At 59.7% G+C, this 22,659-nt stretch carries 21 protein-coding genes and 1 pseudogene; 14 read left to right on the forward strand and 8 right to left on the reverse strand.

Features of this window, described 5'->3' with window-relative positions; genetic code table 11:
• Nucleotides 1–19 precede the first annotated feature (19 nt).
• Nucleotides 20–856, forward strand: coding sequence for a hypothetical protein (locus ACS5PV_RS12080; protein ID WP_455395572.1), 837 nt, complete (start codon nucleotides 20–22; stop codon nucleotides 854–856).
• 479 nt (nucleotides 857–1,335) lie between these two features.
• Here the strand turns inward: ACS5PV_RS12080 and ACS5PV_RS12085 are convergent, their stop codons facing one another.
• Together ACS5PV_RS12085 and ACS5PV_RS12090 are read right to left on the reverse strand one after the other, a co-directional pair.
• The gene (locus ACS5PV_RS12085; protein ID WP_455395573.1) at nucleotides 1,336–1,797 is read right to left on the reverse strand and encodes a DUF6641 family protein; all 462 of its coding nucleotides are present in this window, start codon (nucleotides 1,795–1,797) and stop codon (nucleotides 1,336–1,338) included.
• Between the two features lie 600 nt (nucleotides 1,798–2,397).
• On the reverse strand, nucleotides 2,398–3,342 hold the full coding sequence (locus ACS5PV_RS12090; RefSeq protein WP_455395574.1) for a hypothetical protein: 945 nt from the start codon (nucleotides 3,340–3,342) through the stop codon (nucleotides 2,398–2,400).
• Between the two features lie 726 nt (nucleotides 3,343–4,068).
• Here ACS5PV_RS12090 and ACS5PV_RS12095 point away from each other — a divergent pair.
• From ACS5PV_RS12095 to ACS5PV_RS12115, 5 genes and pseudogenes are all read left to right on the forward strand, one after another.
• Nucleotides 4,069–5,811 carry a hypothetical protein gene (locus tag ACS5PV_RS12095; protein WP_455395575.1) on the forward strand — a complete coding sequence of 581 codons (1,743 nt, stop codon included), beginning with the start codon at nucleotides 4,069–4,071 and terminating at the stop codon, nucleotides 5,809–5,811.
• Between the two features lie 69 nt (nucleotides 5,812–5,880).
• Nucleotides 5,881–7,140 (forward strand): hypothetical protein, encoded by a 1,260-nt coding sequence (locus ACS5PV_RS12100; RefSeq protein ID WP_455395576.1) that lies wholly within the window; start codon nucleotides 5,881–5,883, stop codon nucleotides 7,138–7,140.
• 394 nt (nucleotides 7,141–7,534) lie between these two features.
• Nucleotides 7,535–8,473: pseudogene (gene tnpC / locus ACS5PV_RS12105) on the forward strand (IS66 family transposase).
• Entirely contained in the window at nucleotides 8,474–8,575 is a 102-nt protein-coding gene (locus ACS5PV_RS12110; RefSeq protein WP_455395577.1) for a transposase domain-containing protein, read from the forward strand.
• A gap of 223 nt (nucleotides 8,576–8,798) precedes the next feature.
• Complete coding sequence (locus ACS5PV_RS12115) at nucleotides 8,799–10,019, forward strand: hypothetical protein (protein ID WP_455395578.1); 1,221 nt, start codon at nucleotides 8,799–8,801, stop codon at nucleotides 10,017–10,019.
• A 120-nt stretch (nucleotides 10,020–10,139) separates the two neighbouring features.
• Here ACS5PV_RS12115 and ACS5PV_RS12120 read toward each other — a convergent pair whose 3' ends face one another.
• Together ACS5PV_RS12120 and ACS5PV_RS12125 are read right to left on the reverse strand one after the other, a co-directional pair.
• Nucleotides 10,140–10,241 carry a DUF4113 domain-containing protein gene (locus tag ACS5PV_RS12120; RefSeq protein WP_455395579.1) on the reverse strand — a complete coding sequence of 34 codons (102 nt, stop codon included), beginning with the start codon at nucleotides 10,239–10,241 and terminating at the stop codon, nucleotides 10,140–10,142.
• A gap of 169 nt (nucleotides 10,242–10,410) precedes the next feature.
• Nucleotides 10,411–11,859, reverse strand: a complete 1,449-nt coding sequence (locus tag ACS5PV_RS12125) for an MFS transporter (RefSeq protein WP_455395580.1) — start codon at nucleotides 11,857–11,859, stop codon at nucleotides 10,411–10,413.
• Nucleotides 11,860–12,248: 389 nt separating this feature from the next.
• Between ACS5PV_RS12125 and ACS5PV_RS12130 the strand changes: the two genes are divergently transcribed.
• On the forward strand, nucleotides 12,249–13,139 hold the full coding sequence (locus ACS5PV_RS12130; RefSeq protein WP_455395581.1) for a DMT family transporter: 891 nt from the start codon (nucleotides 12,249–12,251) through the stop codon (nucleotides 13,137–13,139).
• Between the two features lie 158 nt (nucleotides 13,140–13,297).
• Complete coding sequence (locus tag ACS5PV_RS12135) at nucleotides 13,298–13,573, forward strand: hypothetical protein (protein WP_455395582.1); 276 nt, start codon at nucleotides 13,298–13,300, stop codon at nucleotides 13,571–13,573.
• Nucleotides 13,574–13,622: 49 nt separating this feature from the next.
• Here ACS5PV_RS12135 and ACS5PV_RS12140 read toward each other — a convergent pair whose 3' ends face one another.
• Complete coding sequence (locus ACS5PV_RS12140) at nucleotides 13,623–14,267, reverse strand: SOS response-associated peptidase (RefSeq protein ID WP_455395583.1); 645 nt, start codon at nucleotides 14,265–14,267, stop codon at nucleotides 13,623–13,625.
• 244 nt (nucleotides 14,268–14,511) lie between these two features.
• On the opposite strand from ACS5PV_RS12140, the gene ACS5PV_RS12145 reads away from it, so the two are divergent.
• Entirely contained in the window at nucleotides 14,512–15,585 is a 1,074-nt protein-coding gene (locus tag ACS5PV_RS12145) for an alpha/beta hydrolase family protein (RefSeq protein WP_455395584.1), read from the forward strand.
• A gap of 248 nt (nucleotides 15,586–15,833) precedes the next feature.
• On the opposite strand, the gene ACS5PV_RS12150 is transcribed toward ACS5PV_RS12145, so the two are convergent.
• Nucleotides 15,834–16,250, reverse strand: coding sequence for a hypothetical protein (locus ACS5PV_RS12150; RefSeq protein ID WP_455395585.1), 417 nt, complete (start codon nucleotides 16,248–16,250; stop codon nucleotides 15,834–15,836).
• Nucleotides 16,251–16,445: 195 nt separating this feature from the next.
• Nucleotides 16,446–16,796, reverse strand: a complete 351-nt coding sequence (locus tag ACS5PV_RS12155) for a DUF2958 domain-containing protein (protein WP_455395586.1) — start codon at nucleotides 16,794–16,796, stop codon at nucleotides 16,446–16,448.
• A 237-nt stretch (nucleotides 16,797–17,033) separates the two neighbouring features.
• Between ACS5PV_RS12155 and ACS5PV_RS12160 the strand changes: the two genes are divergently transcribed.
• Complete coding sequence (locus tag ACS5PV_RS12160) at nucleotides 17,034–17,588, forward strand: tyrosine-type recombinase/integrase (protein WP_455395881.1); 555 nt, start codon at nucleotides 17,034–17,036, stop codon at nucleotides 17,586–17,588.
• A gap of 86 nt (nucleotides 17,589–17,674) precedes the next feature.
• Here the strand turns inward: ACS5PV_RS12160 and ACS5PV_RS12165 are convergent, their stop codons facing one another.
• Nucleotides 17,675–18,346: a hypothetical protein gene (locus ACS5PV_RS12165; protein ID WP_455395587.1), complete on the reverse strand. Its 672-nt coding sequence runs from the start codon at nucleotides 18,344–18,346 to the stop codon at nucleotides 17,675–17,677.
• A gap of 78 nt (nucleotides 18,347–18,424) precedes the next feature.
• Here ACS5PV_RS12165 and ACS5PV_RS12170 point away from each other — a divergent pair, with 78 nt between their 5' ends.
• The 4 genes from ACS5PV_RS12170 (at nucleotide 18,425) to ACS5PV_RS12185 (ending at nucleotide 22,594) form a co-directional block, all read left to right on the forward strand.
• Complete coding sequence (locus ACS5PV_RS12170; protein ID WP_455395588.1) at nucleotides 18,425–19,678, forward strand: CBASS cGAMP synthase; 1,254 nt, start codon at nucleotides 18,425–18,427, stop codon at nucleotides 19,676–19,678.
• The gene (locus tag ACS5PV_RS12175) at nucleotides 19,653–21,494 is read left to right on the forward strand and encodes an E2/UBC family protein (protein ID WP_455395589.1); all 1,842 of its coding nucleotides are present in this window, start codon (nucleotides 19,653–19,655) and stop codon (nucleotides 21,492–21,494) included. The genes ACS5PV_RS12170 and ACS5PV_RS12175 overlap by 26 nt, the downstream gene beginning before the upstream one ends.
• The gene (locus ACS5PV_RS12180; protein WP_455395882.1) at nucleotides 21,491–21,973 is read left to right on the forward strand and encodes a Mov34/MPN/PAD-1 family protein; all 483 of its coding nucleotides are present in this window, start codon (nucleotides 21,491–21,493) and stop codon (nucleotides 21,971–21,973) included. The genes ACS5PV_RS12175 and ACS5PV_RS12180 overlap by 4 nt, the downstream gene beginning before the upstream one ends.
• Before the next feature lie 162 nt (nucleotides 21,974–22,135).
• A complete protein-coding gene (locus ACS5PV_RS12185; RefSeq protein ID WP_455395590.1) occupies nucleotides 22,136–22,594 on the forward strand; it encodes a hypothetical protein in 459 nt (152 codons plus the stop codon).
• Nucleotides 22,595–22,659: the final 65 nt, after the last annotated feature.

The raw sequence follows: 22,659 nt of genomic DNA on the forward strand, positions 1-22,659 counted from the left end.
GGGTGGCATGATACCAGCTATGACGACGCTGGCTGAGCCGCCTATCTGGTCTCTCCTGACCCTGCCGAGCCTTGAGGCATTACTCAGCCGCGACGGCAGTATGCCCGCGGCAATCACCTTCGCGCACGCCCTCGACGAAGTCAGCGTAGCCGAAGCTCCTCTGTTGGCTCTCACACGCCTCATGATTGAGCGTGCTCAGGCGCTCGGCGGGCTCACGCTGACTGCGACGGGTGCGTTGAGCCGCGCTGATGTTCGCACGTTCTTCGACGAGATGAGGTGGCCGGGCTACGACAAAGCCAACGTGTTGGTGATGAACAAGGTGCTCAACGAGGCTGATGTAATGCCCGTCGAGATCACCCGTCGGATCGCCCAAGACGTCAAGCTGCTCAGCAAACGCGAGAAGCGGCTGCTAGCAAGCAAGTCTGGCACAATGTTGATCCGAGAGGATCAGGCGGGTGCTTTATTTCGGCAGCTGTTTGTGACCACGTTCTGGGAGGTCAACCTGGCGTATTTCGACCGGGTGCCGCTCGAGGCCTGGCCACAGAACCACATCGGCATCGTGCTGTGGTGTCTGTCAGTTGCCGGACATGAGTGGTTCAAGGCCGAAGACCTGATACGTACGTGTACGGTGTGGGACGGCACGCTTGATGAAGGTCCAGTTGATTTCGCCGGCTTCGCCTTCGAGAGTCGGGTGTTGCGGCCTCTCACGTGGTTTGGCCTCATGGAAACTCGGCTAGAGGGCGATGACGACTTGCCGGTATGGCGAAGAGCTCGGCAGTATCGCAAGTCTGAGTTGTTCGATCGCGCTCTGCGGTTCGAGGTTCAGTTGAACAAACCTTCGGGCGTTTCACACTAAGCGCTGTCGCTCTTCCGATGGCATCCGCAACTATTAGCAGGAACCTGGCTCACGAGCCTAACACCGGCATGAGCACGACGTCGGCATAGGCGAGGCCGCCGAAGACGATGCACTCGTATAGGTATGACGAGAGCGGGTTAAGACCGGCAGCTTACGCGGTGATGATCCCGATGCCCACGCTCGTGATCTACACGCGCGGCATGACGCGCCCCTCACTGTAGGTGGTGTCGTCCTTCGTATAGGACGTCTCAGGACCGGCGAGTGCGCCGGGGGTGTGTCCGGGCAGCGCAGCAGCCATGAACGCTGCCCTGGACGCCCTGTGGAACATCCTGGCTGAGGTGAGTCGTCGAGCCCCTGGACTGGGAGTGAACAATCCCCCTCCCCGCGCCAGCTGCTTGGGATGCGAACGAGGCTTGCCGTCAAACGACGAGCAGCATCGGGACTGCCGATGCTGCTCGTCACGCCGCTATCGGTGTAGCTCACACGGCCTTCTTACGGCGCTCCGCCATCATGAGACCCCGAGCCACCGCTGCCTCCTTGATCTGGGCGTCCAGCTCCCCTGCCCTCACCGCGTTGATCAAGGCATCGATGATCGCCGGCAGCTTATCGAGGGTGCCGATGCCGATGGCGGCCTTGCCCGGCTGCAGCGGCATCGGCTTGCCACCGATCCGGAGGATGAAGTGTGTGGTGCCCGCCTCGTCCTGGAACCAGCCGCGCCGCACACGGCGGTTGACCTCCATGCGCACGCGCTGACCCTGGGCGTCCTTGCGCATGCCAAGGGTTTTGGGGGGCTGGTACACCCGGCCTTCGAGGGTCGCCTGGACCATCTCCCGCTGCTCCGCGAGCTGTCCAAGCAGCTTCTCCCGCGCCCGCGCGAGGGGATCGTTGGCCGACACGGCGGGAGCAGCAGCGCTGAGCTTGAGGGTCTTGAGCACCGACATGTGTGTGTCCTTCGCTTGAGCTCGATCAGCTCTCATGTCCGGGACGCTACTGCCGTTGTCCTGCTGTTCAACCTGAGATTAGATCGCGATGATCGTAGACTGTTAGCCGTTCCGCGATTGGCCGGGAAAATGCATCACGACATACAAGGACGCTGTTCAGCCAAGAGCGCAATCCTAAGCTTTTGATTTTGCGCTCTTATTTTTCGCTATTTCGGGCTCTTTGATGTGACCGTTGTGTGAACTCTGTCGTCCGCCTTCTCTGCAGATCCCGACTGTGGATAGCTGGTCAATTCACCGATTGCGTCAGACCGTCGGCACGGAAGCGGATCACGGATCGTCTGCCACCGAAGCCCCATCCGAGCTGCCGGGCCGCACCAAGACGGCTCATGCAGTTCGGCACGTTGGTGATATCATTCCGCGACACTCGCGAGATCCGTGCAGAGCAACAAGCTCGGCCGAGCCATTGTGGCCTCCTACATCTGCAGGAAGCCAGCGAAACACCTGCCACGGCCGGCTCACGTTGGGGACAACGAAGGGGTGTAGGAGTGTGGTGTCGGAGTGAGCATCTATAGCCAGTTAGTGTCTTGTATAGAATAATTGTTAACTACATTTCCTATTACCACCAGCACGAACCCGCTGAGGACCCATACGTGTCTTTAGTCTCTCAAAGCCACCTCTCTTGCACATCAACCAACCCACATACGCAGTGATGTCCTTGTCATCCCACCACTGCCGTATCACCACAAACGCACTGCCATTCCACATCAGCTGAGCTGTTGATACCTTGTAGTCCTGTTCAATACGAAACTTCATGCAATACCGAACCAGATCCCTGATGTTAATATTCACAGTTTTGTTCTTGTCAAAGCCCTTCACGTTCACCTGATACGGCTTGTCATACCCACCAACCCGAATGGCCTGCTTGAACTCCTCCACAGGTACATCGCCCAAACAGACTATCGCGTGCAGGTGTGGCTGCCACACCGTCTGGTCCAAGCGGTGAACCAGCACTGGCCATTCGCTTTCCAGTGCTATTCGCTTATTGCGACCCAACTTGTCATGAATGTCATTAGCGTCATGGCGGTCCATCTCCCACCACCCCACGTATTGAACGGCATTCCACCTAGCATCTGATCTCCTCTTGTAGCGGATGACATTGTGAAGTCTCGTCTCCGTAACATCAATGCAGGGATCTACCGTGCCGAGGTCGCATGTCGGTGATACCAGCAGCGTCAGGAAAGCCATCTGGTCGTTCGTGACACCCACAAACTGCTTCTGGATCGCTTTTGCCGTTTCCGTTTTGCGCCGAAGCATGAAGCAACGCGGGCACAACGGCACCCCGCATAGTCGCATGTTGTTGTGGTTGTCATCCATAGTCCCACATGCTTCCATGCGGTCGTACTTGTCGTGTCGTGGACCAATGGCCTTCATAACCCGTGTACGCTGCTCGGCCATGCCCGGATACAGCCAGCGGATCTTCTTCTTGTCATTCCAGCTGGCGCTCTCGACCAGAGCCCTTCGTAGATCGTTGAATTTCGTTGTCATTTCAATATCCTCCTGATGCAAATGATTGTCAATACTAATTTATGCGATCATTTTACGTCTATATTCTATTACCGCCTCTTTTGGCTGCGTATCTGGGATTTTGCACAGTGTGGCGCCATTTGTCTTTGGATGTCAGTGAACCCATTGCTCGCCAGTGCTTCCTACCTGTCCGTACATTCGCGGCAACGCGTTGAAGCCACGGGATTAGGGCTAGGCCGATGCAAGCTCAGGCTTGCACGCATAGGCCGGCATCCGATGCCCCACAGCGAAGCAGCTCTCTATCGGTGAGCCAGCTACGTCGCTCGCCATGACAAGCACTCAAAGGGCGGAAAATAGACGACTACCGCCATTGGGTGACCTAGCTCCGGCTTTACCAATGCGCCAGACAGATGCGCTCGCGCATCCGCCCTGATCCGCGCTCGGTGTGACGGCGCCTCCCTTTCCGTTAAACGGAAAGCGCCGTTAACCATGTTCGACCGGGTTAAACGGGCACGAAATTTATCTCGAAAATATACTTGACCACGCCGCTGCCTGTGGTATGTTTAGTGCTGACTGCGTGGGCCGATCATTTGCCTTCGCAATCGATGCGGTTGGCGGTCTGAGTTCGCTCAGGACCATGGTGCTGCGAAGTGCCGGCCAATCACCAAAACCACCGCCCGAGAGGCGGATGTTTTGACGTGCCGCCAATCCTGGCCGCACGGCGATCGATTGTGATTGGAGTTATCGATGTCGTCCCACCTTGACCAGAATATCGTCGCGCCTGCTATCGTTCCCGACGTTCCTGCCCCAGATACGCCCGCTGAGCTTGCTGCCAATCTCAAGCTGTTGGACGATCACGTCCCAGAAGGTAGCACCTCCCCTTCCCAGGCAGACTGTCAAAATTGGCAGACGGCTACTCTATCCATGGGCAAAGTCGAGCAAAAAGCGAGCGAGACCGCTCATGTTGCCGCTCGAATTCAATTTGTGATGGGTGCGCTGCTTTATCAGTACATTGACAGCCATCACATCGCCAACTCTTTCAACCCAAACTTCAAAAAGCCTGGCAGCAATCATGAATTTGCTCTGATCGCCTCTGTTGTTTTTGGAATAAACGTTGGCGACACCAGCAACAACAATGCCGCATCGAAGCGCCTCAGCTCCAAGTGCGCGCAATATGATGGTCTATTGCGGCTCTTGTCGTCCCAGAGGAAGGCCATCAAGTCGTTTGGCCTTGATCGGGACAGTGTCCGGCGGCTGGCCGGCATCATCGAAGAGGCTGGCGGTTTGAACGCCTTGGAGCGCATCAAGAATGATGACAGTGATGTCAACCCCGAGCCAATCGCGTTTGATCGGGAAGGCAAAGCCGCGATTTTGAAGAACCTGGGCTTGGCAGCCTTGACTGGGGGACAGCCAGGCAAGCCGAGCGTTAGTGTGATATTTACCTTCAGCGATGGTGCCACGAAGGAGATATTGCTACCCCAGTCTGAAATTGACCGTGTGATCGCCACGCAAGCTAAGCCGCCTAAGCGCACCCAGGCATTCGCTGAGATGCTCCAGATGGGGAGCTGTGTGCTGACGTACGACACCGACCAGGTCAAACGGCGCGGTAGCGATCCCAATGACACCCGCACGGAGCTGCGTACGGACGAGCGTCAAGCCGTTTTTCATCTCGACGGGAGGATCACACAGAGCCTTAGAGAAGCCAAGAAGGGTAGCGTCATCGTGGAATGCCGTCATCACGAGCCGCATCTAATTCTCGGTCAGCCGGTCCTCGGCCATACGAGGCTGGAAACACGTATGCGGAAGCGGATCGAAGCTAATATTATGCCCGCTGATAGGCGCATGCTGTTCAACATTGCGGTGGCGCCCACCGAGATGCAGTCTGCCGTTGGAAAAATCGTTGTTCGTACAGAAGCCGCAACTGGAGACGGCAAAGGCGAATTCAGTGCGCTGCTGCAACGGCTTACCGGCAATGGTTTCACCGACATCAATCCGAAATCTCTAGATCGAAGGGCTATGTGCGAGATCGGCGGTAAGGTGTTCTACGGCTTCGCCAGCGCTTACGCCGCAAATGCCCTCAAGGTCGTACCGAAGGCGCCTAAGAAGCGTGGCCGCACTCAGCTGGTCGCTCCCGAGGTGAAAATTACCCTCGGTGAGACCGGGTTCTCCGCACAGTGCGACAAGGCTGACGACGCGGCAAAGGTCGTCGCTGCCCAACTTGTCGAGGGGGCAGCCGACATCCAGGTGCGCCTGGACGACTTTGTGGCTTTCCTGTCTGCCTACCTCGATGTCTCTTCGGAGGTGACTTCCGATCTCGTGTCGGAAATCGGGGACCGTGTCTTGGTGCTGAGCTTCAGCACCACAAGCGCGGCCTATCGGGTGTTCATCCCCGCGTCGCATAAGGGCGAGCGCAGAGACTTCTCTATCATTCCTCTGTCGCAGGAGGAGTGGCCCGAAGGTGCCTCGCTTGAGCCTTCCTCTGACGCCTGAAATGCTAGCCTGACATAACCTGGGGGGTCCACTTGGACCCCCTCCCCTTCCCTGAAGATGAGAATTACGATGATAGCGCTTCACCAGCGTTCGAACGACTATGCGCGCTTTCTGCCGGCGGTGAATGGGAACTTTTCTCGCTTTACGAGGAAGTCGGCGACGTCATTAAGGCGGCCCATGCCGGCTGGATTGGCTCCATCGCAGCTGGACTTCCTTAATACGTCTGGTCTGTTCCACTACCCCTGGGCCCTTTACACGGCGGCCGAGGGTGTCAACGACAAGACCCCTACGATGATCAGCGATCGTGATAGGAGCCACTCCTTCGTGCTGGGTGACAGCGGCGGCTTCTCCCTTATCAGCGGCGCCGTCAAGGAGGCCATGAGCGATTTTCGAGAACGCTCGCTCCGGTGGATTGAGAAGAACTGCGATGTAGGACTTCCCGTCGACATCCCAACAAGGGCCATAGACGTACAGCCCAATGTCTGGAACTTCGATAAATGTCTACACACAACACTCGATAACACCGACTTTTCAGCTTCTAATGCCGCCACTCACGTTCGGCTGCTAGCTGTTTATCAGGGCAGGAACCACAAGGAAGCTCGGCGATGGATCGAGGTGATGAGGACGCGACGACTATGGGGTCTTGCCATCGGAGGTCATACAAGACTGGATTTTTGGTTCTGGGTAAGCGAGATCAAAAAATATATTGATGCCGGCTATTTTGATCATATTCGCCATATCCACGTATTAGGGACTACAGAGCCTGGCGTCGCCGTGATGCTAACTGCTTTGAAGCGAGCACTTCGCGGGTACCTCAAGTGCGAGGATTTCGAGATCACATTCGATAGCAGTCGCGCTTACCGTGTAGCGCAGGCCTACGGTCAGGTCACGACGGGTCTGAAGTTAGGCATACGCGGCAACAGCGGCGCGCCAGATGCATTCGACTTCCGGTCCTTCAAATTTCCTCAGTTTGGAGCGCAGGTTGATAGAAGTTCATATTTTCCGTTTGCAAGCCCGATCGGCAACTTGTGCACAGTGGGAGATTTAATGCCCGGGGCAAGCCCGGCTGATCCGGCATTTGACGAGATCGGCAGCAATCTGCTCAGTCACCATGAGACGTATATGGAATTAGCTGCGATCGAGCAGGCTAACCTGCTATGCGATATGGATCAGAAAACCGGATCACTTGTTCCCTGGCACGTCCAAGAAGGAGTGCGCGCCATCCATAATTATTTCAAGTCAGGAGATATAACTCATCTAAACGACAGAAAACATTATCTGCAGCACTATAATAACAACGATATTGATGATCGAGATCTAAATCACTAATATCAAATTTGTATCATTCGTAGTATCGCAATGATAATTTGGCCGCGGGCTGCTTGATGGGCGTGTCCGCGGCCTTGTCGTACTCGCAGTTTAAAATACTGTGCAGGGTGATGATCGCCCACTTCAGCGTCCTGCACACCGATAACGCACCGATGCTGGCACTTGGCCCGGGCCGGGCGAACCGTGGATGGCCGTAGACCAATGTTCGCGACGAACGCCCCCGCGGCGGCGCCTGGCCGTTGACAGCTATGACCATCGCTTCTTCTGTGCATCGGGGTGATCGTCCGCTCGCCTACTTGGCATCCTCCTCCCCCGTGCTGCTGGCCGACGGCATACTGGTTGCAAGGGGCTGTAGGCCCGGCGGGTCAGGGTCTGCCGCTCCTGCGAACAGGTGGTGCAGGCGCCTGCGCCCCACCACGCCTTTCCCCACGGGCGAGCTGGACCCGGACTGCTCGCCCACATCGCGGTGGCGAAGTTCCACGATAACCTGCCGCTCTACCGTCAGGCCGCGATATACGCCGGTGACGGCGTGGCTCTGCCCACCTCGACGCGCTCTGGTTGGCTCGTCGGCACCGCGGCCATCTCAAGGCGGCTGACCGAGCTTCTGCGACGGGAGGCGATAGGCGGTTCGGACGTCCTCCACGGTGACGACACGCCGATCCCGGTGCTGATGCCCGGCACGGGCAAGACGAGCATCGGACGGCTGTGGACCTATGTGCGCGGCGAACGTCCCCATGGCGGCGCCCGGCCGCTGGCAGCTATGTTCTTCGCCTCGCCCGACCGTTGGGACGAGCCGCCCGCTCCCGCACCCTGTGGCCTTCGCCGGCGTTCTGGTGGCCGACGGCTACGCCGGCATCAACGGGCTGTACCTGGCCAGGCGGGCATACGGCGCCCGACCGAGGCGGGGTGCTGAGCGCATCCGCGCTACAAGATCTTCAACGTACATGCCGCGACGGGTTCGGCCCTCGCAGCGGTGGCGCTGGAGTGGATCGGGGAGCTTTATGGGGTCGAGCGCGACTTGCAGGGCGAGCCGTCCAATGCTCGCCCCCGCGAGCGACCGGTGCGCTCGAAGCCGCTGACCGAGGCGCTGGAGACGTTTGCCAAGACGTGCGTGGCCCAAGTGCCGGGCCGCTCCGACCTGGCTAAGGCGTGGCGCTACATGCTGGCGCGCTGGCCGGCGCACATGCGGGCCTTCGACGACGGGCGCGTCGCACGCGACAACAACGCGGCCGAGCGGGCGCTTCCCAGTGTGGCGTTCGGGCGCAAGAACTACCTGTCTGCCGGATCCGGCTTGGGCGCCGAGCGTGCGGCGGCGTTCTACACGCTGGTCTAGATGGCGAAGATGAACAGGCTCGATCCTGAGGGCTGCCTGCGCGACGTGCTCACGCGCATCGCCGATCGCTCAGCCAAGCGCCTGGCCGATCTGCCGTCCTGAAAATGGATGCCGACCAAGAAGCGCCAGCAGGCTGCCTGACCAGTGTCTCCGTCACCGAGAGCTTGCGGTCTCTAAGTAGTTAATGACAGCTATCGGCGCTTGCCGTTCGGCGCGCCCTGTGGTCCAATTGTAGATACGAATGCGCAGAGCCGTTCCTTTGCTCAGCGTAATCGCACCGGTCGTCGGAAGGGCCATCTCGGTCGCTCCCAGGGCTTCAGTGTCCATGACGATCACCAAACCATACTGCGTGCCTTCGGGACGCAGATGCTTTGTCGACCTACCAGATGGTGGGCCGGTGCTTGATTGCGACTGGAGCAGAGCAGTGCGGTACGCCATCACAGCCGAGACAATATCCGGCACCTCTATTATCCCGAATGACAATGCAGGTCCGCTCTCTCCGGCTGCGGAGGTGCTTGCGGAGCGGATCAAGCGAGCAGCTACTGCCGACTGGCAGCATTTGAGGCACGACGTCCAAGTAAAACTTATCGAATTGCACGGCAACGGTTTGATTAACGATGGCGCGTATGAAGTGCTCGCTGAGCTGATCAAGTTCAAGGACCAAAAGGTCTGGCAGTCGAGCGGCGCGGTTAGAGGGACGGAAGCGCAATTAGAGACCGTGCACGACCGTATTTCCCGCGCTCAAATGCGACTGGCCCTCAAACAGTCGAGCGGCGCTTCTGCGCGCAGGATCCTGAGCGAGGAGCAGCTTGCCGAACGAGCGGAGAAGAGAGGCACGAGACACTATCTCGCCAAATCAAGCATCTCACCCGCCGAGATCATGCGTGAAGGGCAGTACTCCATTAGTATTCAAGCGGTACTAGCTCGAATTGTGTGGGAGTTTATTAACACCGGGAAGTGTGAGAAGACGGTAGCGTTGCTTGCCAAGGAGAGCGGGACAAGCGAGCGTACCGTGCAGATGGCGGTCAGGCGCGCTCAGGCAGATGGCCTGATCGACGTCCAGGTCCGTCTTCGGCAACCTAATCGGATCACGATCATCGACAGTAAATGGCTCAAGTGGATCAACACATGGATAGCGCGGAGAGCAGCACAAGAAGATAATTATGGTGTTTCTTTTAAGGGTGCAAAATCCTGCACCCTTACGGATGACGATCGTACCCAGACGACAGCTGCCACCGCTCAGAGAGTTGGTGGTCCTGGCTCAAGCCGCAACACGTCGCATGGGTTTTCACGGTCCTTGCCGTGCGATCCGGCAGCGCTCAGCTCTCGGATCGATCGACGCCCTACGAATAGGTTCGAGGAGCACCTTGCGGAGCTTGAACGATCGGTTCTGGCCCAAGCTGCCAGCGTTGTGACTTGTGATGCGAACGGCGTTGTGGATGCCGAGGAACTGTATGGCATCGTTCCGTTAAACGGAGACCCGACTCTTCAGTCGGGCGAGCCGACCTACACAACATCCAAAGAGACCAACGGCAGCTCGGACTAAATGAAACTTAGGGTAGCGGCCAGCTACTCGCACTCATTGAATACGGGCCTAAATACACACCGGGAGTATGACTGCGATTGCCCGCGCTGCTATCCACCTCTGGCCGGTGCGCGGGCGATCTTACTGTACCGTGGCAGTGGCCTTCGGCACCTCATTCGACCGGGTAGTGAACCGCTGCGAGCGCATCTCAAACTTGGTGGACCAGCTACGCTTGTCTACCAAGCCAGCCCGCGCTCACACCACAGCTCCGCGGCCGATCAGGCTATCGCAGGCGTCCATCGCCACAATCAATGTGCCGGACTTCTCCGGGTCGTGCGCAACGGACAGGGGCGCGGTGCGTCGTCCATTCGACCTTGCTGTAGCACCAGGACGGCTCTTGCTCCTCCTAGGCCTATAGCCGCCGCACCGGCAGGGTCCACGCCAGCACGGCGTTTACCATGGCGAAGAGCGCGATGGTCGAGAAGGCGGCTGAGAAGCTGCCTTGAATGTGTGTCACCGCCGAAGCGCGCGACGCTTCTGGCAAGCTCGCCAGTGCGGCAGGACCGTGTCGAACGGCGTCGGCGAAGACATCAGCAATCGCAGCGTTCCGGCCCAGGATCACAAACAGCACCCCCATGGCGACGGTCACGCCGATGGCCGAGCCCACCGAGCGCGACAGTTGCACGGACGCGGACGCAGCCCCCAGCATGGCGGGCGGAGCCTGGGACTGCATGGTGATCTGAGCCACCGGCATGGCCGAGCCCTGAAACACCGCCACGACCGCCAGCATCGCCGGAAGACCCCAGGGGCCGAGCACCGCCCCGACCGGGCCCATCCCGAACGCCACGAGCAGCAAGCCCAACGCCGCTGCGGTCTGACCCACTGCGGGGAAGATGGCGACACGCCCAGTGCTTGAGACCAGCCGCCCCGTGATGAGCGACCCCACCCCCACCGTCGCAGTCAGAGGCAGCATCATCAGCCCGATCTCTCCGGCCGAGGCCCCGTCCACCGCTCGCAGGTGGATCGGCAAGATGGTCGCTTCGCTCACGAGCAACGCACCGGAGCAGGCGGCCATGGCGTTCGCTCGCCACATGGCCGGACGACGCAGCAGGTCCAGCGGGAACAGCGGGTGCGCTGCTCGCCGCTCCTGCCGCCCCAGCAGCACGACGCAGACCAGGGACATCCCGATCCCGAGCAGCGTCGTAGGTTCGATGCGCTGCAGTTGCTCCAGCGCCAACAAGAGCGGCACCACGGATCCGGCAAACAGGAATAGGCCCGGCCAGTCGAATTTCCCGCGCTCGCCGCTGCCCTCGCGGCCGGGTAGCCGCACCAGAAGCACCATCGCCAGCAGGCCGAGCGGCAGGTTCACCAGGAAGACCGACGGCCATCCGAACGCCTGCGTCAGTGCCCCGCCTGCCACCGGACCGAATGTCGAGGAGGCCACGATCACCGCGGCCATGAACCCTTGGGCTCGCCCCAGCTGATGGCGCGCGACGTTCTCGGCGAGCACCGCCTGGCTCAGCACCATCAAGCCACCGCCGCCGAAGCCCTGCAGAATGCGCGCCCCAACCAGCGTCAGGAGGCTATGAGCTAAGGCGCACAGCACGGACGCCGTGACGAACAGCGCCAGGGCCAGCAGCAGCATGCGTCGCCGCCCGAGAGCATCCCCCAGCCGGCCGTAGACGGGTGCCGCCACGGTGCTGGCAACCAAGTAGGATGCCACCACCCAGGAGACCCGCTCCACGTCACCGAACTCACTCGCCATCGCAGGCAGCGCCGCTGTGATGATGGTGCCGTCCACTACGGCTACGAATGTCGGGAGCAGGATGGGCGGAAACACTCGCCGGAGCGGCAAATTCATCGGTGCCATTCTCAGATCGAACCAGCTGCGAGGGGGCTGGCGGTGGCGATTGGGGAGAGCGGTACACGGATGTGGCAGGTGGAGATATGGCAACGCTGCTCGCCGCCGTTGCACGCACATCAAGGCCCGGGTGCGCCGGCAGCGGGAGCTACCGATCATCGCGGTGGAGTGGGTGGCTTCGGCCAGGTATGGCAACGGGCCGGCGGCAAGGATGCATCCTGGAGGTAACCGGGTAGGCGTGATGCTGAGCGATAGGGCGCATGACCACGGCAGATCGGAAACCGAACTCTGATTGCCCCCCGCTGCTCCAAAAAGACGAAGGGTAGGAAACCGTGGCTGTGAGTGTGGGGCGTGCCGCCGTGCCCGTGGGCGCCGTCGGTGGCATCGTGATGATGCTGCTTGGCGTGCTGTTCTTCGCGTTGAACGACACGATGGGCAAATGGCTGCTCGGCACCTACGCGGTGGGTCAGCTCATGCTCGTGCGCAGCATCTCCGGCCTGTGCGTGATGGCGCCTGCCATCCACCGGGTCGGGCTCAGCGGGTTCCGCGATGCACCGCGCCCGGGGCTGCAGCTGGTGCGGGCGGGCTTCTCGACGCTCGAAGCCTCACTCTTTTTCTGGGGGGTCAGCACGCTGCCGCTGGCCGAGGTCATGACCTACTACATGGCGGGTCCAATCTACTTGACCGCCCTCTCGCCCCTGCTGCTCGGTGAGCATGTGGGCTGGCGACGCTGGGCCGCCATCGGGGTGGGCTTCTGCGGGGTCGCCCTTGCCCTCCATCCCTCACCGGGATCGTTGTCTGTGGGAGCGGTGTGCGCCCTCGCCGGCAGCTTCTTCTACGCGCTGTTCCTCATCACCACCCGCAAGCTGGCGGCTGTTCCCGGCACCGTGCTGATGACGGGTCAGCTCGTGTCGTCGCTAATTTTCGGGGCGGCTCTCGTGCTTGCTTATGGGTGGACCTCCACCGGCCCCACGGACTTCGCGCTGATGCTGCTGCTGGGCGTAGGATCGCTGCTGGGCAATTTATGTGTGAACCAATCCCTACGGCTAGCGCCAGCAACAACGGTCGTGCCCTATCAGTACACGTTGATCCTATGGGGCATGCTCTTCGGCTATGTGTTCTTCGGTGAGATGATCGGTCCGCTCACAATGGCTGGCGCCGGCATCATCGTTGCCAGTGGCCTCTTTATCTTCCTGCGGGAGCAGCAATTGGGGCGGAGATCGAAGGCCCGTGGCGTGCCATCTGAGCCAGTCATTGCAAAGCTGCACGATCTTGACTGAGCAGTAGCAGCCAACTGCCTCTGGACGCATGAACAGCCAGGTGCCAGCCGTCGGCTGCCCGCTATGAGTGGCGGTGCAGCACGCCTGTGTGGATCTATCCCTTTGAGAAAGAGAAGATCGCCCTAAATAGAATTGAGATGGGTCACCGAGGATGCATCATGATCGCGCAACCTGCCCTCACGGACCCCCTTCCGCTCATAGCCGCACTGGCGGAAGAGCTTGCCTTCGCCGTGACCGAGGATCTCATGGCGGAGCAGTATCGTAAGCCGAGTGCGGCCCTTGATCGGCTGGCGGCGGCGAAAAACTATCTCGAACGGCACCAGCACCCTGTGGGTCCTCATGCGCAGGAAGCCGTAGAGATCGCCACCGCGCAGGGTGGCTTGCCTGTACCTACGACCGTGGAAGCGGGGAACACCGGCTCGACCTCGGAATGAGGGAACAGGCTGGCGAGCCCGCCGCCGCCAGCCGCCTCGGGGCCGCGCCTTACCCTCCATCCTTCCTCTCGCCCCGAGCAACCTCGGCCAATATCTCGTCCGGCAGGGGGCGTTGCAGTTGAAGTGCCTCCTCCGCTGGTGCTTCGAGCCACGTGCGCCACTCCTCAGGGGTCGTCAGTAAGACCGGCATCGCCTTGGGGTGAACTGGACCGACTATCCCGTTGGCCTCCGTCGTCAGGAACGAAAACAGCCGGTGCTCCTCCTGTAGGGGTTCGGCCCGTTTCGGGCCACGCACACCGGTCCATGGCCGCCAGATCCCGGCGAAGGCGAATAGCGGCCGGCTCTCATCGAGGGCGAACCACACCGGGGTTTTACGGGGCTTGGTGTCAGCATACTCGCTGAACGAGGTGACTGGCACGAGGCAGCGGTGCACCGGCTTGAGCCAGGGCCTCCAGTAGGGTGAGGCGACGTTGCGCACGTTGGTGACCGGCTGCGTGCCGAGCTTCGGGGGCGGTGGAAAGCCCCAGCGCATCATCGTCAGCACCCGCTCACCGTCACCACTGTGGACCACGGGAGCCAGCTGGTCCGGAAAGATGCCGGGCAGCGATGGCAGGTTGCCGGCCTCGTCGCGATCGACCGCGAAGGTGCGCCGGATCTCATCCTGGGAGCGGGAACTGCTGTAGAGGTTGCACATGATCGGGATCGTAGCCGATCGAGCCCTGCCAGTCCCGCTGCAGCCCTGGCCCCCTGCAGCATTCAGTGGCTGCCCCCGACCTCATCAGGACCTTCAACGGCGGCGCCTCGAATGTCCTCCAGGGGCCGCGATCCAGGCGCGCGACCGTGCGAGGAAACACATCCCGCCGAGCCCAATCACGTCAAACCGTAGCCACAAGGTTTTGGCTGATGCGATCCCTCAGCCGGGCTCCCGCGAGACATCCATGGCCATCTTCGACGCCACTCCATCCCGGCCGCTGACCTCCACCGGGGCAGCCTCGCGTGTCCCCGACCGTCGCCGCTTCGGCGCCATGGTGCTGGCGGCCTGTGCCGGAAGCCTGCTCCTACGCCGGTCTGCCCTGGCGCTGCCAGCGTCCGACGAGGCCCGGGTGATCGACTTCGAATGGATCGACGCGGCCCGCGACCGCGCGGTGCCGGCCCGGCTTTATTGGCCGGCCGCCTCGACCCGGAAAGGTCTGGTTCCGCTTATCGTCTTCTCACACGGGCTCGGCGGTTCCCGGAAAGGCTACAGCTACCTCGGCGAGGGATGGTCGGCGCGCGGGACCGCCAGCCTGCACATCCAGCACGTCGGCAGCGACGAGACGCTGTGGCAGGGCAATCCCCTCATGCTCCTCGACCGCCTCGGCGGCGCGGCGGACGAGCGCGAGGCCATTGAACGCACGCGAGACGTGAGCTTCGGCCTCGACCGCCTGCTGCAGCGTGACAGCGCCTTCCACGCCGCCATCGACCGCAAGCGCATCGTCGCGGCGGGGCACTCCTTCGGGGCGAACACGACGCTGATCCTCACCGGCGCCCAGGTGATCCGCGACGGGAAGCCCCTGGGCTTCCGGGACCCGCGGTTCACGGCGAGCATCGTGATCTCGGCGCCGCCCTTCTACGGCGAGACTGATCTCGCGGCGGTGCTCGCTTCGGTCGATGTCCCAACGCTCCATGTCACCACGACGGAGGACACGATCCGCATCCCAGGGCGCTATTCGCCCGTTCAGGATCGCATCGACGTCTATACGGCGATCCCCACTTCCCGGAAGACCCTGGTTGTGTTCCAGGGCGGTCCGCACAACGTCTTTACCGACCGCTCCCTGCGCAACGGCGGGCCGCTGAACCCCTTGGTGAAGCGGGCAACCGCCGAGGTAGGGCTCGCCTTCCTCGACCTCGTCCACAGGTCCAATCCCGCCCCCCTCGAAGACTGGAGCGCGACCTGGAAGCCGATCCTGGCCGCTGCGCCGACGCCATTCCACGTTGACACGCAGAGATGGGCCAGGAAGCGGCGCGCTTGAGCCAGTAATCGCGAAGGTGCATGATCTCGACTGAGCATCGGCAGCACCGGCCCCGGACGGTCGTCATGCGTGGGCGGTTGCAAATATAGCCACCAATCGAGGGTAGGCCCGCCGCGGCACCTCTGCCGTCATCTCCATCGGAACGAGCCAGTGCCGCTGAAGAGCCTCGTCGACTAACACTTGGAGCAAGATGCTGCGTCCCACCGGGAACCTTCCTGCCCCCCTGGGTCAGCAGTAACGATCTAATATCACGCCCGCTGAAAATCTGTAACGATGCATCTTGTGCGATTAGCTTGGCTGTCGATGAAGCCAAAATTGAAATCTCGCTCAAAATGATAGCCATTTGCGGAAACGATCTCGTAGAGAATTTTGGAATTGGCGTCTATGAGTGTACCGCTATTCGACGTGTGGCCACATGTGATTGTAACATTTTTTACATCAAACTCATTATCATTGATGACCGAAAATGTTGCGATCATAACAGTGCCAAAGCCGCCTTTTTCCCACGTCAATCCGCCAATTTTTATTTTTTGGAGTTGCGAAAGTCGATATTCTTTTACGTTTTGCTCCGCAAGCCTTAAATCGTTCCCGCTACCTCCACGAGATCCGAAGAGCATCGCTATGGCACAGATAAAAGCTACGATGCCGATCATCCGCGCGATCATAATCCACTTCCTTCATAACTATCTCGATAACGATTAGATCGAAAGTCTTAATTTAACGATAGAGCCGGATTAGAAACTTTGTTGATCCGCATTTAGAATGCGTTCAGAATACGATCTAGAAGGCGCCCCAACTACTTTATTAGTTCCGCCCGGGCCTCGCGTTTAACGATGCGAGCCAAGCAGTCCCTCGCAGGATCATGCTGAGCGGGGCTGATCCAAGTCGACAATCCGACCGGCTTGGCGTGCGGCACGCGCGTAGGCGGAGATCGGATGCGTGGGCCGGAAAGAGGTATCCCGTTCCAGGCCGATTGCGAGACCCGCACTCACCTCTTCAATCTCAGCTAGGCTCACATAGCCGAGTTCGGGCTCGCCGAAGCCAAGATCGCACAGCCCGTAGAGGGTGTCGCCGTCGGCCTCCATTGCGCAGATCAGCCACGTCGCTGGTCCCATGGGGTTGAACAGCTTGAGCACCGGGTGGGGATCACCGTCGCGATCACGGCCATTCGCCAGCAGCAGTTCACGGGTGGCAGCATCGATCAGGCGCATAAGGGGCTCCTCGCTCATGACGTGAGGAAGCCGTGCAGCCATTGGCGAGGGAGTGCGAGCTTGGAGGCGGATCAGCTGCATTCGCAAAACATCACAAAATGTAGCTTCTATGATATTTGCGGCTAAGCCTTTGATCCCATTGAGTGCGCCTACGTGCTCGCCCTCACTCGCGCCTGGAAATATCATACTTTGCTGCGAAACAGCTTGAAGTATGAGGTTTCGGTGAAGCAAGCGAGGGTGCCCACGGAGGCGGAGTTTAAGCGCCTCGCTGCAGTGGTAAGCCAGGGCCGCTACGGCCCTCGCAATCGGATGGCTCTCATGCTGAGCTATCTGGCGGGGCTCCGGGTGGGCGAGATCGCCTCACTTCGTTGGAGCGATCTCCTCGACGGAGAGGGCAAGGTGCGTGAACAGCTGCGGCTCAGCGCGGCCGTCACGAAGGGTGGGCACGCCCGGGTGGTGTTCCTCAATGCACGGCTACGACGCGAGATCGAGCAGTTCCGGTCCTCCCTACCCTCCTCCCCTCCCCGCGGGCGGCCAGTGCTGGTCACTCAGAAGCGAGCGGCATTCAGCCCGAACACCCTGTGTCAGCTTATGGGCGGATGGTATGATCAGGCGGGCTTGGAGGGCGGATCCAGCCATAGCGGTCGCCGGTGGTTCATCACACGCCTGGCTCATGCCGGTATCTCGCCCAAGGCCATCATGATGCTGGCGGGACACCGGCATCTTTCGACCACACAGCGCTACATCGACGTGAACGACGATATGATGCGTGCCGCTGTGGAGGTGCTATGATATATTCAGATAAAAATATATTGAGTTGTGTTTGCATTAGATAGCTTTCCAACCCTGTCTCGCCGCCTTGCATGCGCTTCTATCAGTCATGTTTTAGCGGAGTTCGCTGAGGCGCGCTGAAGTGTGACCGTTCCAGCGGTATTGAGCCCGTGATGCCAGTTACGGTTGGTCCAATATACACCTTCAAGCCAAATGTCTGACCCAATTCTCTCGACCACGAGGCTGGCAGCTCCATCATGGCAATCACTGTCAGTGACGACTGGAATCTTCGTTGTATTTCGATAGAGATAGTGCAGCATGATTGAACCGTCTTCTTCGTCGCGAACAGCTCTGACAAAGATCGTTTTCGACGTCGAGTACCGGTCGTCCGCCACGAGGTTCATGCGGATGTAAAATAGACGTGCAATAATTGTGACCTTTGCCTTCTTGGGCGATAACTGCACCGGTGTAGCGAATGGCTTAGATCGCTGCTCGATGGCAGGCCAGTTCGATTCCTGCGAAGCGATCCATTCGCCGTCAAGAGGTGGAAACCAACTACGGACTAAGGGGAGCCGGCAGAGCAACGGGAAGAGAAAGCTTTGGCCGATCAGGGTGATCACCAAGGCGGTTGTGGACGCTGAGCCAGACAGCAGCTTCCACCACTGGAGGATCGAGGCATGGTCCGCGGGAGGTGCAAGCCAAAACCAAACGGCGGTTACACCGGCCCACAGGAATCCTGCGAGCGTCAGGGCGCGTTTGATGCCAAGGATCTGATACATTCGCCGTTCACGCCTTGTTCGCGGGCCGTTGGCCACTTATGTAGGCTTGATCTGCTTAGGTTCGAAGGGTGCGGGTTCATGGCGCTCAACGCTCATCGCGTTTTCACGGGCCCTGCTGACGCTGACCACTACCTGGCCGCGTTGACGCTCGAGAAGCGGCGGGAGGACATACTGAGAGCCGCGCGGGATGCCTGCCGAAATGCGATTCGGTCGGGCCTTCGGGCGTGGGAGAGCCAGTTCCAGAGCAAGGCGCTTTTTGAAGCAGTAATTGCAGGAAGCGCTCCGAGTTCACTGAAACCGAAGTTCAGAATGCAGGGAAGCTTCGCCTATCGCACCCTGAACAACCCCGCCCAAAGTCCGCCGCAGGAGATTGACCTCGACGACGGGGTCTTTGTGCCGATTTCTTATCTCAAAAATAACGGACAAGTTCATCCGGCTCTGCTCAGTTCCGGCTATTTCGCTGCAGTTGAGGCACTACTCGCTCCCGTGTGCGATCGGAATAGTTGGAGACTTATCACCGACAAACCATCTTGTGTGCGGGTCGAGATCTCATCCGACGCCCACATCGATTTTGCGCTATACGCGATCCCCGACGAAGAATTTCGACAGTTAGTCGAAGCGGAGATCTTGGCAAAATCTATTACCGCGCAGGACGGCGTGATATTGCGAGAGCAGATCGAATTCGCTGAAGACGTTTATCGTGGTCTGCGTGAAGACCAAATTATGCTTGCGCATCGTCAGGAGGGATGGAAACCCTCTGATCCTCGCAAGCTGGAGGACTGGTTCAGGGAGGCACTTCGGCGCCACGGCGAGCAGGTCCGCCGCGTGTGCCGCTACCTGAAGGGATGGCGCGACAACGAGTGGGAGGCGTGCCGCCTTTCTTCGATTGCGCTCATGTCCTGCGTCGTCACAGTCTATGATGAGGCGGGTGAAAAGCCAGCGGACAACCGTGACGACCTTGCGCTTCTGGCGGTGGCAGAACGCCTGCCGGCCTTGCTGCAGGCCCGGATCGGCAATCCGGTCGTGGAAGGTCAGTATCTTGATGAGGGCTGGGCACCGGACGATCGGGTCAGCTTCATCAAGGGAGCAGAAGCGCTCCTAAGCCAGCTTCGCGACTCAATCTCTGTTACGGATAACACTCGGCATGCGCTTGCGAGCCTGATTCGTGCTTTCGGCAACCGCCTTCCCGATGATCACACGCTTATCAAGCCTGAAGAAGGCGCATCTATCGCAGCGCCTCAAGTCCTTAGTTCCGGTCTGATCAAGCAAATGGGTGGACAGCAAGAGCCGCAACAAGCCGTGAAGCGTGAGGGTGACCGTCGATATGGGTAACTGCTATGAGTTCAGCGCAGCAACCGCGCGCTGGACCGAGGCAGTCGAGATCATCGATAAGTGGCTCACAGCCTCAGCTTCAGGCGTGTCGCGGCTGAATAAAGACACTCTCGCCCTCTATCACACTCGCGATGTATGTTGCGGCTGGCGAATCCCTATTGGGTTCGCCACCGGCGAACGCCGCTTCGACATCTTGGTAGGATCGTCGTTTCCCTTCGAGGGACCACGTCTAGCGCTTGTAGACCGCCCACCGTACCTAACTTGGCCCCACATAGAGGCTGACGGCTGTATCTGCCTTCTGCCAGGCGGTGCAACGATCTCTTCGAACGATCCGGTTGCGGTGCTCAAGCATTTGCTCGATGAAGCGGTTCGATGGCTCGAAACATCGGAGGCGGGCACGAACATCGAAGACTTCCGTGCTGAGTTTCTATCGTACTGGTCTCCAGACGCTGATGCGCCTCTCGTCCGGAGCTTGGTTGAACCTCACGGACCATCCCGAGCAATCGTAGTCAACCGCTTCAAAGGGCTGTACGTACTGGCCGAGAGCGTGGCGGCCCTCAGTATGTGGCTTGATCACGCTCGGCTCGGTAAAACGCTTAAGGATCGTGAGATCGACCCCGCGCTGTTTGTGTGGCTCGATCAGCCGATGCTCCCAGACGAGTTTCCCGCAACACCGACGGACATAGTTGCTCGCGTGCGAGCTGCCGGTCTCGAGGGCCAATTAACTCGACTTGGCGCACAGCAGCTTCAGCGGATCGTCGTGTTGTTCGGTGCTCCAACGTCAAATGGACCAGCGTTTTGCGCAACGGTCCTCGTTATCTCTGGCCAGAATCAACCGCGCCGAGGCGCTCTACGAGCAAATAACTTCGAGCGCGGTTTCCGGCCTGGCCACACTCCAGCAGAGATACTCGCGCAACGCTTCCTTGGAGCAGGTCGGGTTCGTAAGGCTGCGGTAGAGCGTATGGACCCGAATTGGATTCACGGGCGGGATGCTGATCCGTATTTGCCAACTTTGCGAGCTTCGAAGGTTGTTGTTATTGGCTGTGGCTCGCTCGGGGCTCCCATCGCGCTGGGTTTAGCGCAGGCTGGCGTTGGGTCGCTTAACCTGATCGATCCCGACATACTGATGGCTTCAAACGTCGGGCGCCATCCACTGGGAGCGGCTGAGGTCGGCTTCCGCAAGGCTAGGGCGCTAGCCGAACGGATCCGGTCAAATTATCCGCATATCATTCGGGCTGAAGGGCATTGTGAGCAATGGGCAGCAACGCTGGCGCGGGCGCCAGAGCTGCTTGTCGGAGCAGACCTCCTGATTTCTACAATCGGTGATTGGGGTCCAGAGGCTGCTCTTAACGCTTGGCGAAGCGAGCAGAAGGATCGTCCGGATGTGCTTTTCGGATGGACTGAGCCCCACGCGGTTGCCGGGCATGCCGTCGGGCTGGTCCGCAATCAGGGGTGCTTTGCATGTGGCATGTCAGCTTGGGGCGAGCCCATGCTGCCTGTAGCTGCGTGGCCGCACGGGACAGGACAGCGTGGAGAGCCTGCCTGCGGGGTGATGTATCAGCCGTACGGCCCGGTTGAAGCAGCGCATGTTGCAGCCGTCATCACAGAAGCGGCGCTCGACATCTTGCTGCGCCGCTCCGATGCACCCTTTCATCGGATCTGGGTTGCACGCGAAAGCGTACTTATGCGGGCTGGCGGCGCGTGGAGTGAGCCGTGGAGAGATTTTGTTGGTGGGAGTCCTGAGGGCGGCTGCATCCTGGAACGGCCATGGCCCGCCGAGGCAGGTTGCTATGTATGTACTACGGTACAAGCATGATCGCATACCCAATAGGGGCTTCCGGACAGACTCTCATTTTTTCTGATCAGGTGTTACGCCATTTCGAGCGGCACCGGCAAGTCAATCGATCGCATAACGAAGCAGGTGGGCAGATATTCGCGCGCATCAATGGCAATGAAATTAATGTAATTGATGCGACAGGCCCACGACTTACAGACCGCCGCACGAGAACTAGCTTTGTACCAGATCGATATGCTGAACAAGTTGAAATCGATGAGCGATTTGTCAGGGGATTGCACTTCGTCGGCGACTGGCACACACACCCAGAAGATCAACCAAGCCCGTCGGCGATTGATCTGAGGAGTACCGCTGAGGGCGTGAGACTATCTAAACACTGCCTAAACGCCTTCGTACTTGTGATCGTCGGCAGGAGTCGATTTCCATATGGTCTTCACATTTCGTTGCACGACGGTTCAGCGCAGTATCTTCTAACGCCTAACGCGTGGGGTGCGCGCTGAGGACCAGTTCAGGTGCAGACAATCATCCACATTTCAGCGCCCGCGTCGACCGCAGGTTGCCACGACAATGATGCGGTTCCCGGCCGCACTCCATGCGGAAGACCGCCTTTCGTCATCATTCGCCTTGCACCAGGGCGGCCTTGGCCCTTACGGTCTGCGTGAATGATAGCAACGCCGCAATCCGCAACCATACGCACGCTCGCTGGCTTGCTCGCTGAAACATCGCGTACAGCTGGTCCGGCGTTCACCGGCGTCGGGGTAATCGTCACCGCGAAACCGGAGGTACTGCCAATCTTCCCACTGCGCCCGGTGAGCAGGATCCGGAATACCGAGGACGTCGTCAGTCTTCTTGCCTGCATCTCAACCGAGCAGAGCGAGTACCACGACGGGTTCCACGTCCTGTCGCCTGATCTGCGTGTTGCCTTGGTGGCGCAGTACTTCTCACCACCCATTTTGCCGCATGCAAAGGTTGACCGCGGTAAGCGATTTGGCGGGCGTTACTTGGCTGCGCTTTTCGGCTCCGCCTTGCCGGAGGTGATACTCACTGGCATCGCAAGTCGAGGATTTGGTGTTGCGATATTCGAATCCGGAGCAGAGCGAGTGCACGAGATGAGCCAGTGATCGGGCTTTTGCCGCTGCCCCGTCTGATCGGGATGATAGCAACAACATACGCATTCATAGTCGCC

It is taken from the genome of Methylobacterium sp. Gmos1, from assembly GCF_053764715.1.

Excerpts from the sequence above, each read along its gene's own strand:
- ACS5PV_RS12080 (WP_455395572.1), top strand. The coding sequence starts at position 20 with ATGACGACGCTGGCTGAGCCGCCTATCTGGTCTCTCCTGACCCTGCCG.
- ACS5PV_RS12085 (WP_455395573.1), bottom strand. The coding sequence starts at position 1,797 with ATGTCGGTGCTCAAGACCCTCAAGCTCAGCGCTGCTGCTCCCGCCGTG.
- ACS5PV_RS12090 (WP_455395574.1), bottom strand. The coding sequence starts at position 3,342 with ATGACAACGAAATTCAACGATCTACGAAGGGCTCTGGTCGAGAGCGCC.
- ACS5PV_RS12095 (WP_455395575.1), top strand. The coding sequence starts at position 4,069 with ATGTCGTCCCACCTTGACCAGAATATCGTCGCGCCTGCTATCGTTCCC.
- ACS5PV_RS12100 (WP_455395576.1), top strand. The coding sequence starts at position 5,881 with ATGATAGCGCTTCACCAGCGTTCGAACGACTATGCGCGCTTTCTGCCG.
- ACS5PV_RS12110 (WP_455395577.1), top strand. The coding sequence starts at position 8,474 with ATGGCGAAGATGAACAGGCTCGATCCTGAGGGCTGCCTGCGCGACGTG.
- ACS5PV_RS12115 (WP_455395578.1), top strand. The coding sequence starts at position 8,799 with ATGACGATCACCAAACCATACTGCGTGCCTTCGGGACGCAGATGCTTT.
- ACS5PV_RS12125 (WP_455395580.1), bottom strand. The coding sequence starts at position 11,859 with ATGAATTTGCCGCTCCGGCGAGTGTTTCCGCCCATCCTGCTCCCGACA.
- ACS5PV_RS12130 (WP_455395581.1), top strand. The coding sequence starts at position 12,249 with ATGATGCTGCTTGGCGTGCTGTTCTTCGCGTTGAACGACACGATGGGC.
- ACS5PV_RS12135 (WP_455395582.1), top strand. The coding sequence starts at position 13,298 with ATGATCGCGCAACCTGCCCTCACGGACCCCCTTCCGCTCATAGCCGCA.
- ACS5PV_RS12140 (WP_455395583.1), bottom strand. The coding sequence starts at position 14,267 with ATGTGCAACCTCTACAGCAGTTCCCGCTCCCAGGATGAGATCCGGCGC.
- ACS5PV_RS12145 (WP_455395584.1), top strand. The coding sequence starts at position 14,512 with ATGGCCATCTTCGACGCCACTCCATCCCGGCCGCTGACCTCCACCGGG.
- ACS5PV_RS12150 (WP_455395585.1), bottom strand. The coding sequence starts at position 16,250 with ATGATCGCGCGGATGATCGGCATCGTAGCTTTTATCTGTGCCATAGCG.
- ACS5PV_RS12155 (WP_455395586.1), bottom strand. The coding sequence starts at position 16,796 with ATGCGCCTGATCGATGCTGCCACCCGTGAACTGCTGCTGGCGAATGGC.
- ACS5PV_RS12165 (WP_455395587.1), bottom strand. The coding sequence starts at position 18,346 with ATGTATCAGATCCTTGGCATCAAACGCGCCCTGACGCTCGCAGGATTC.
- ACS5PV_RS12170 (WP_455395588.1), top strand. The coding sequence starts at position 18,425 with ATGGCGCTCAACGCTCATCGCGTTTTCACGGGCCCTGCTGACGCTGAC.
- ACS5PV_RS12180 (WP_455395882.1), top strand. The coding sequence starts at position 21,491 with ATGATCGCATACCCAATAGGGGCTTCCGGACAGACTCTCATTTTTTCT.
- ACS5PV_RS12185 (WP_455395590.1), top strand. The coding sequence starts at position 22,136 with ATGATAGCAACGCCGCAATCCGCAACCATACGCACGCTCGCTGGCTTG.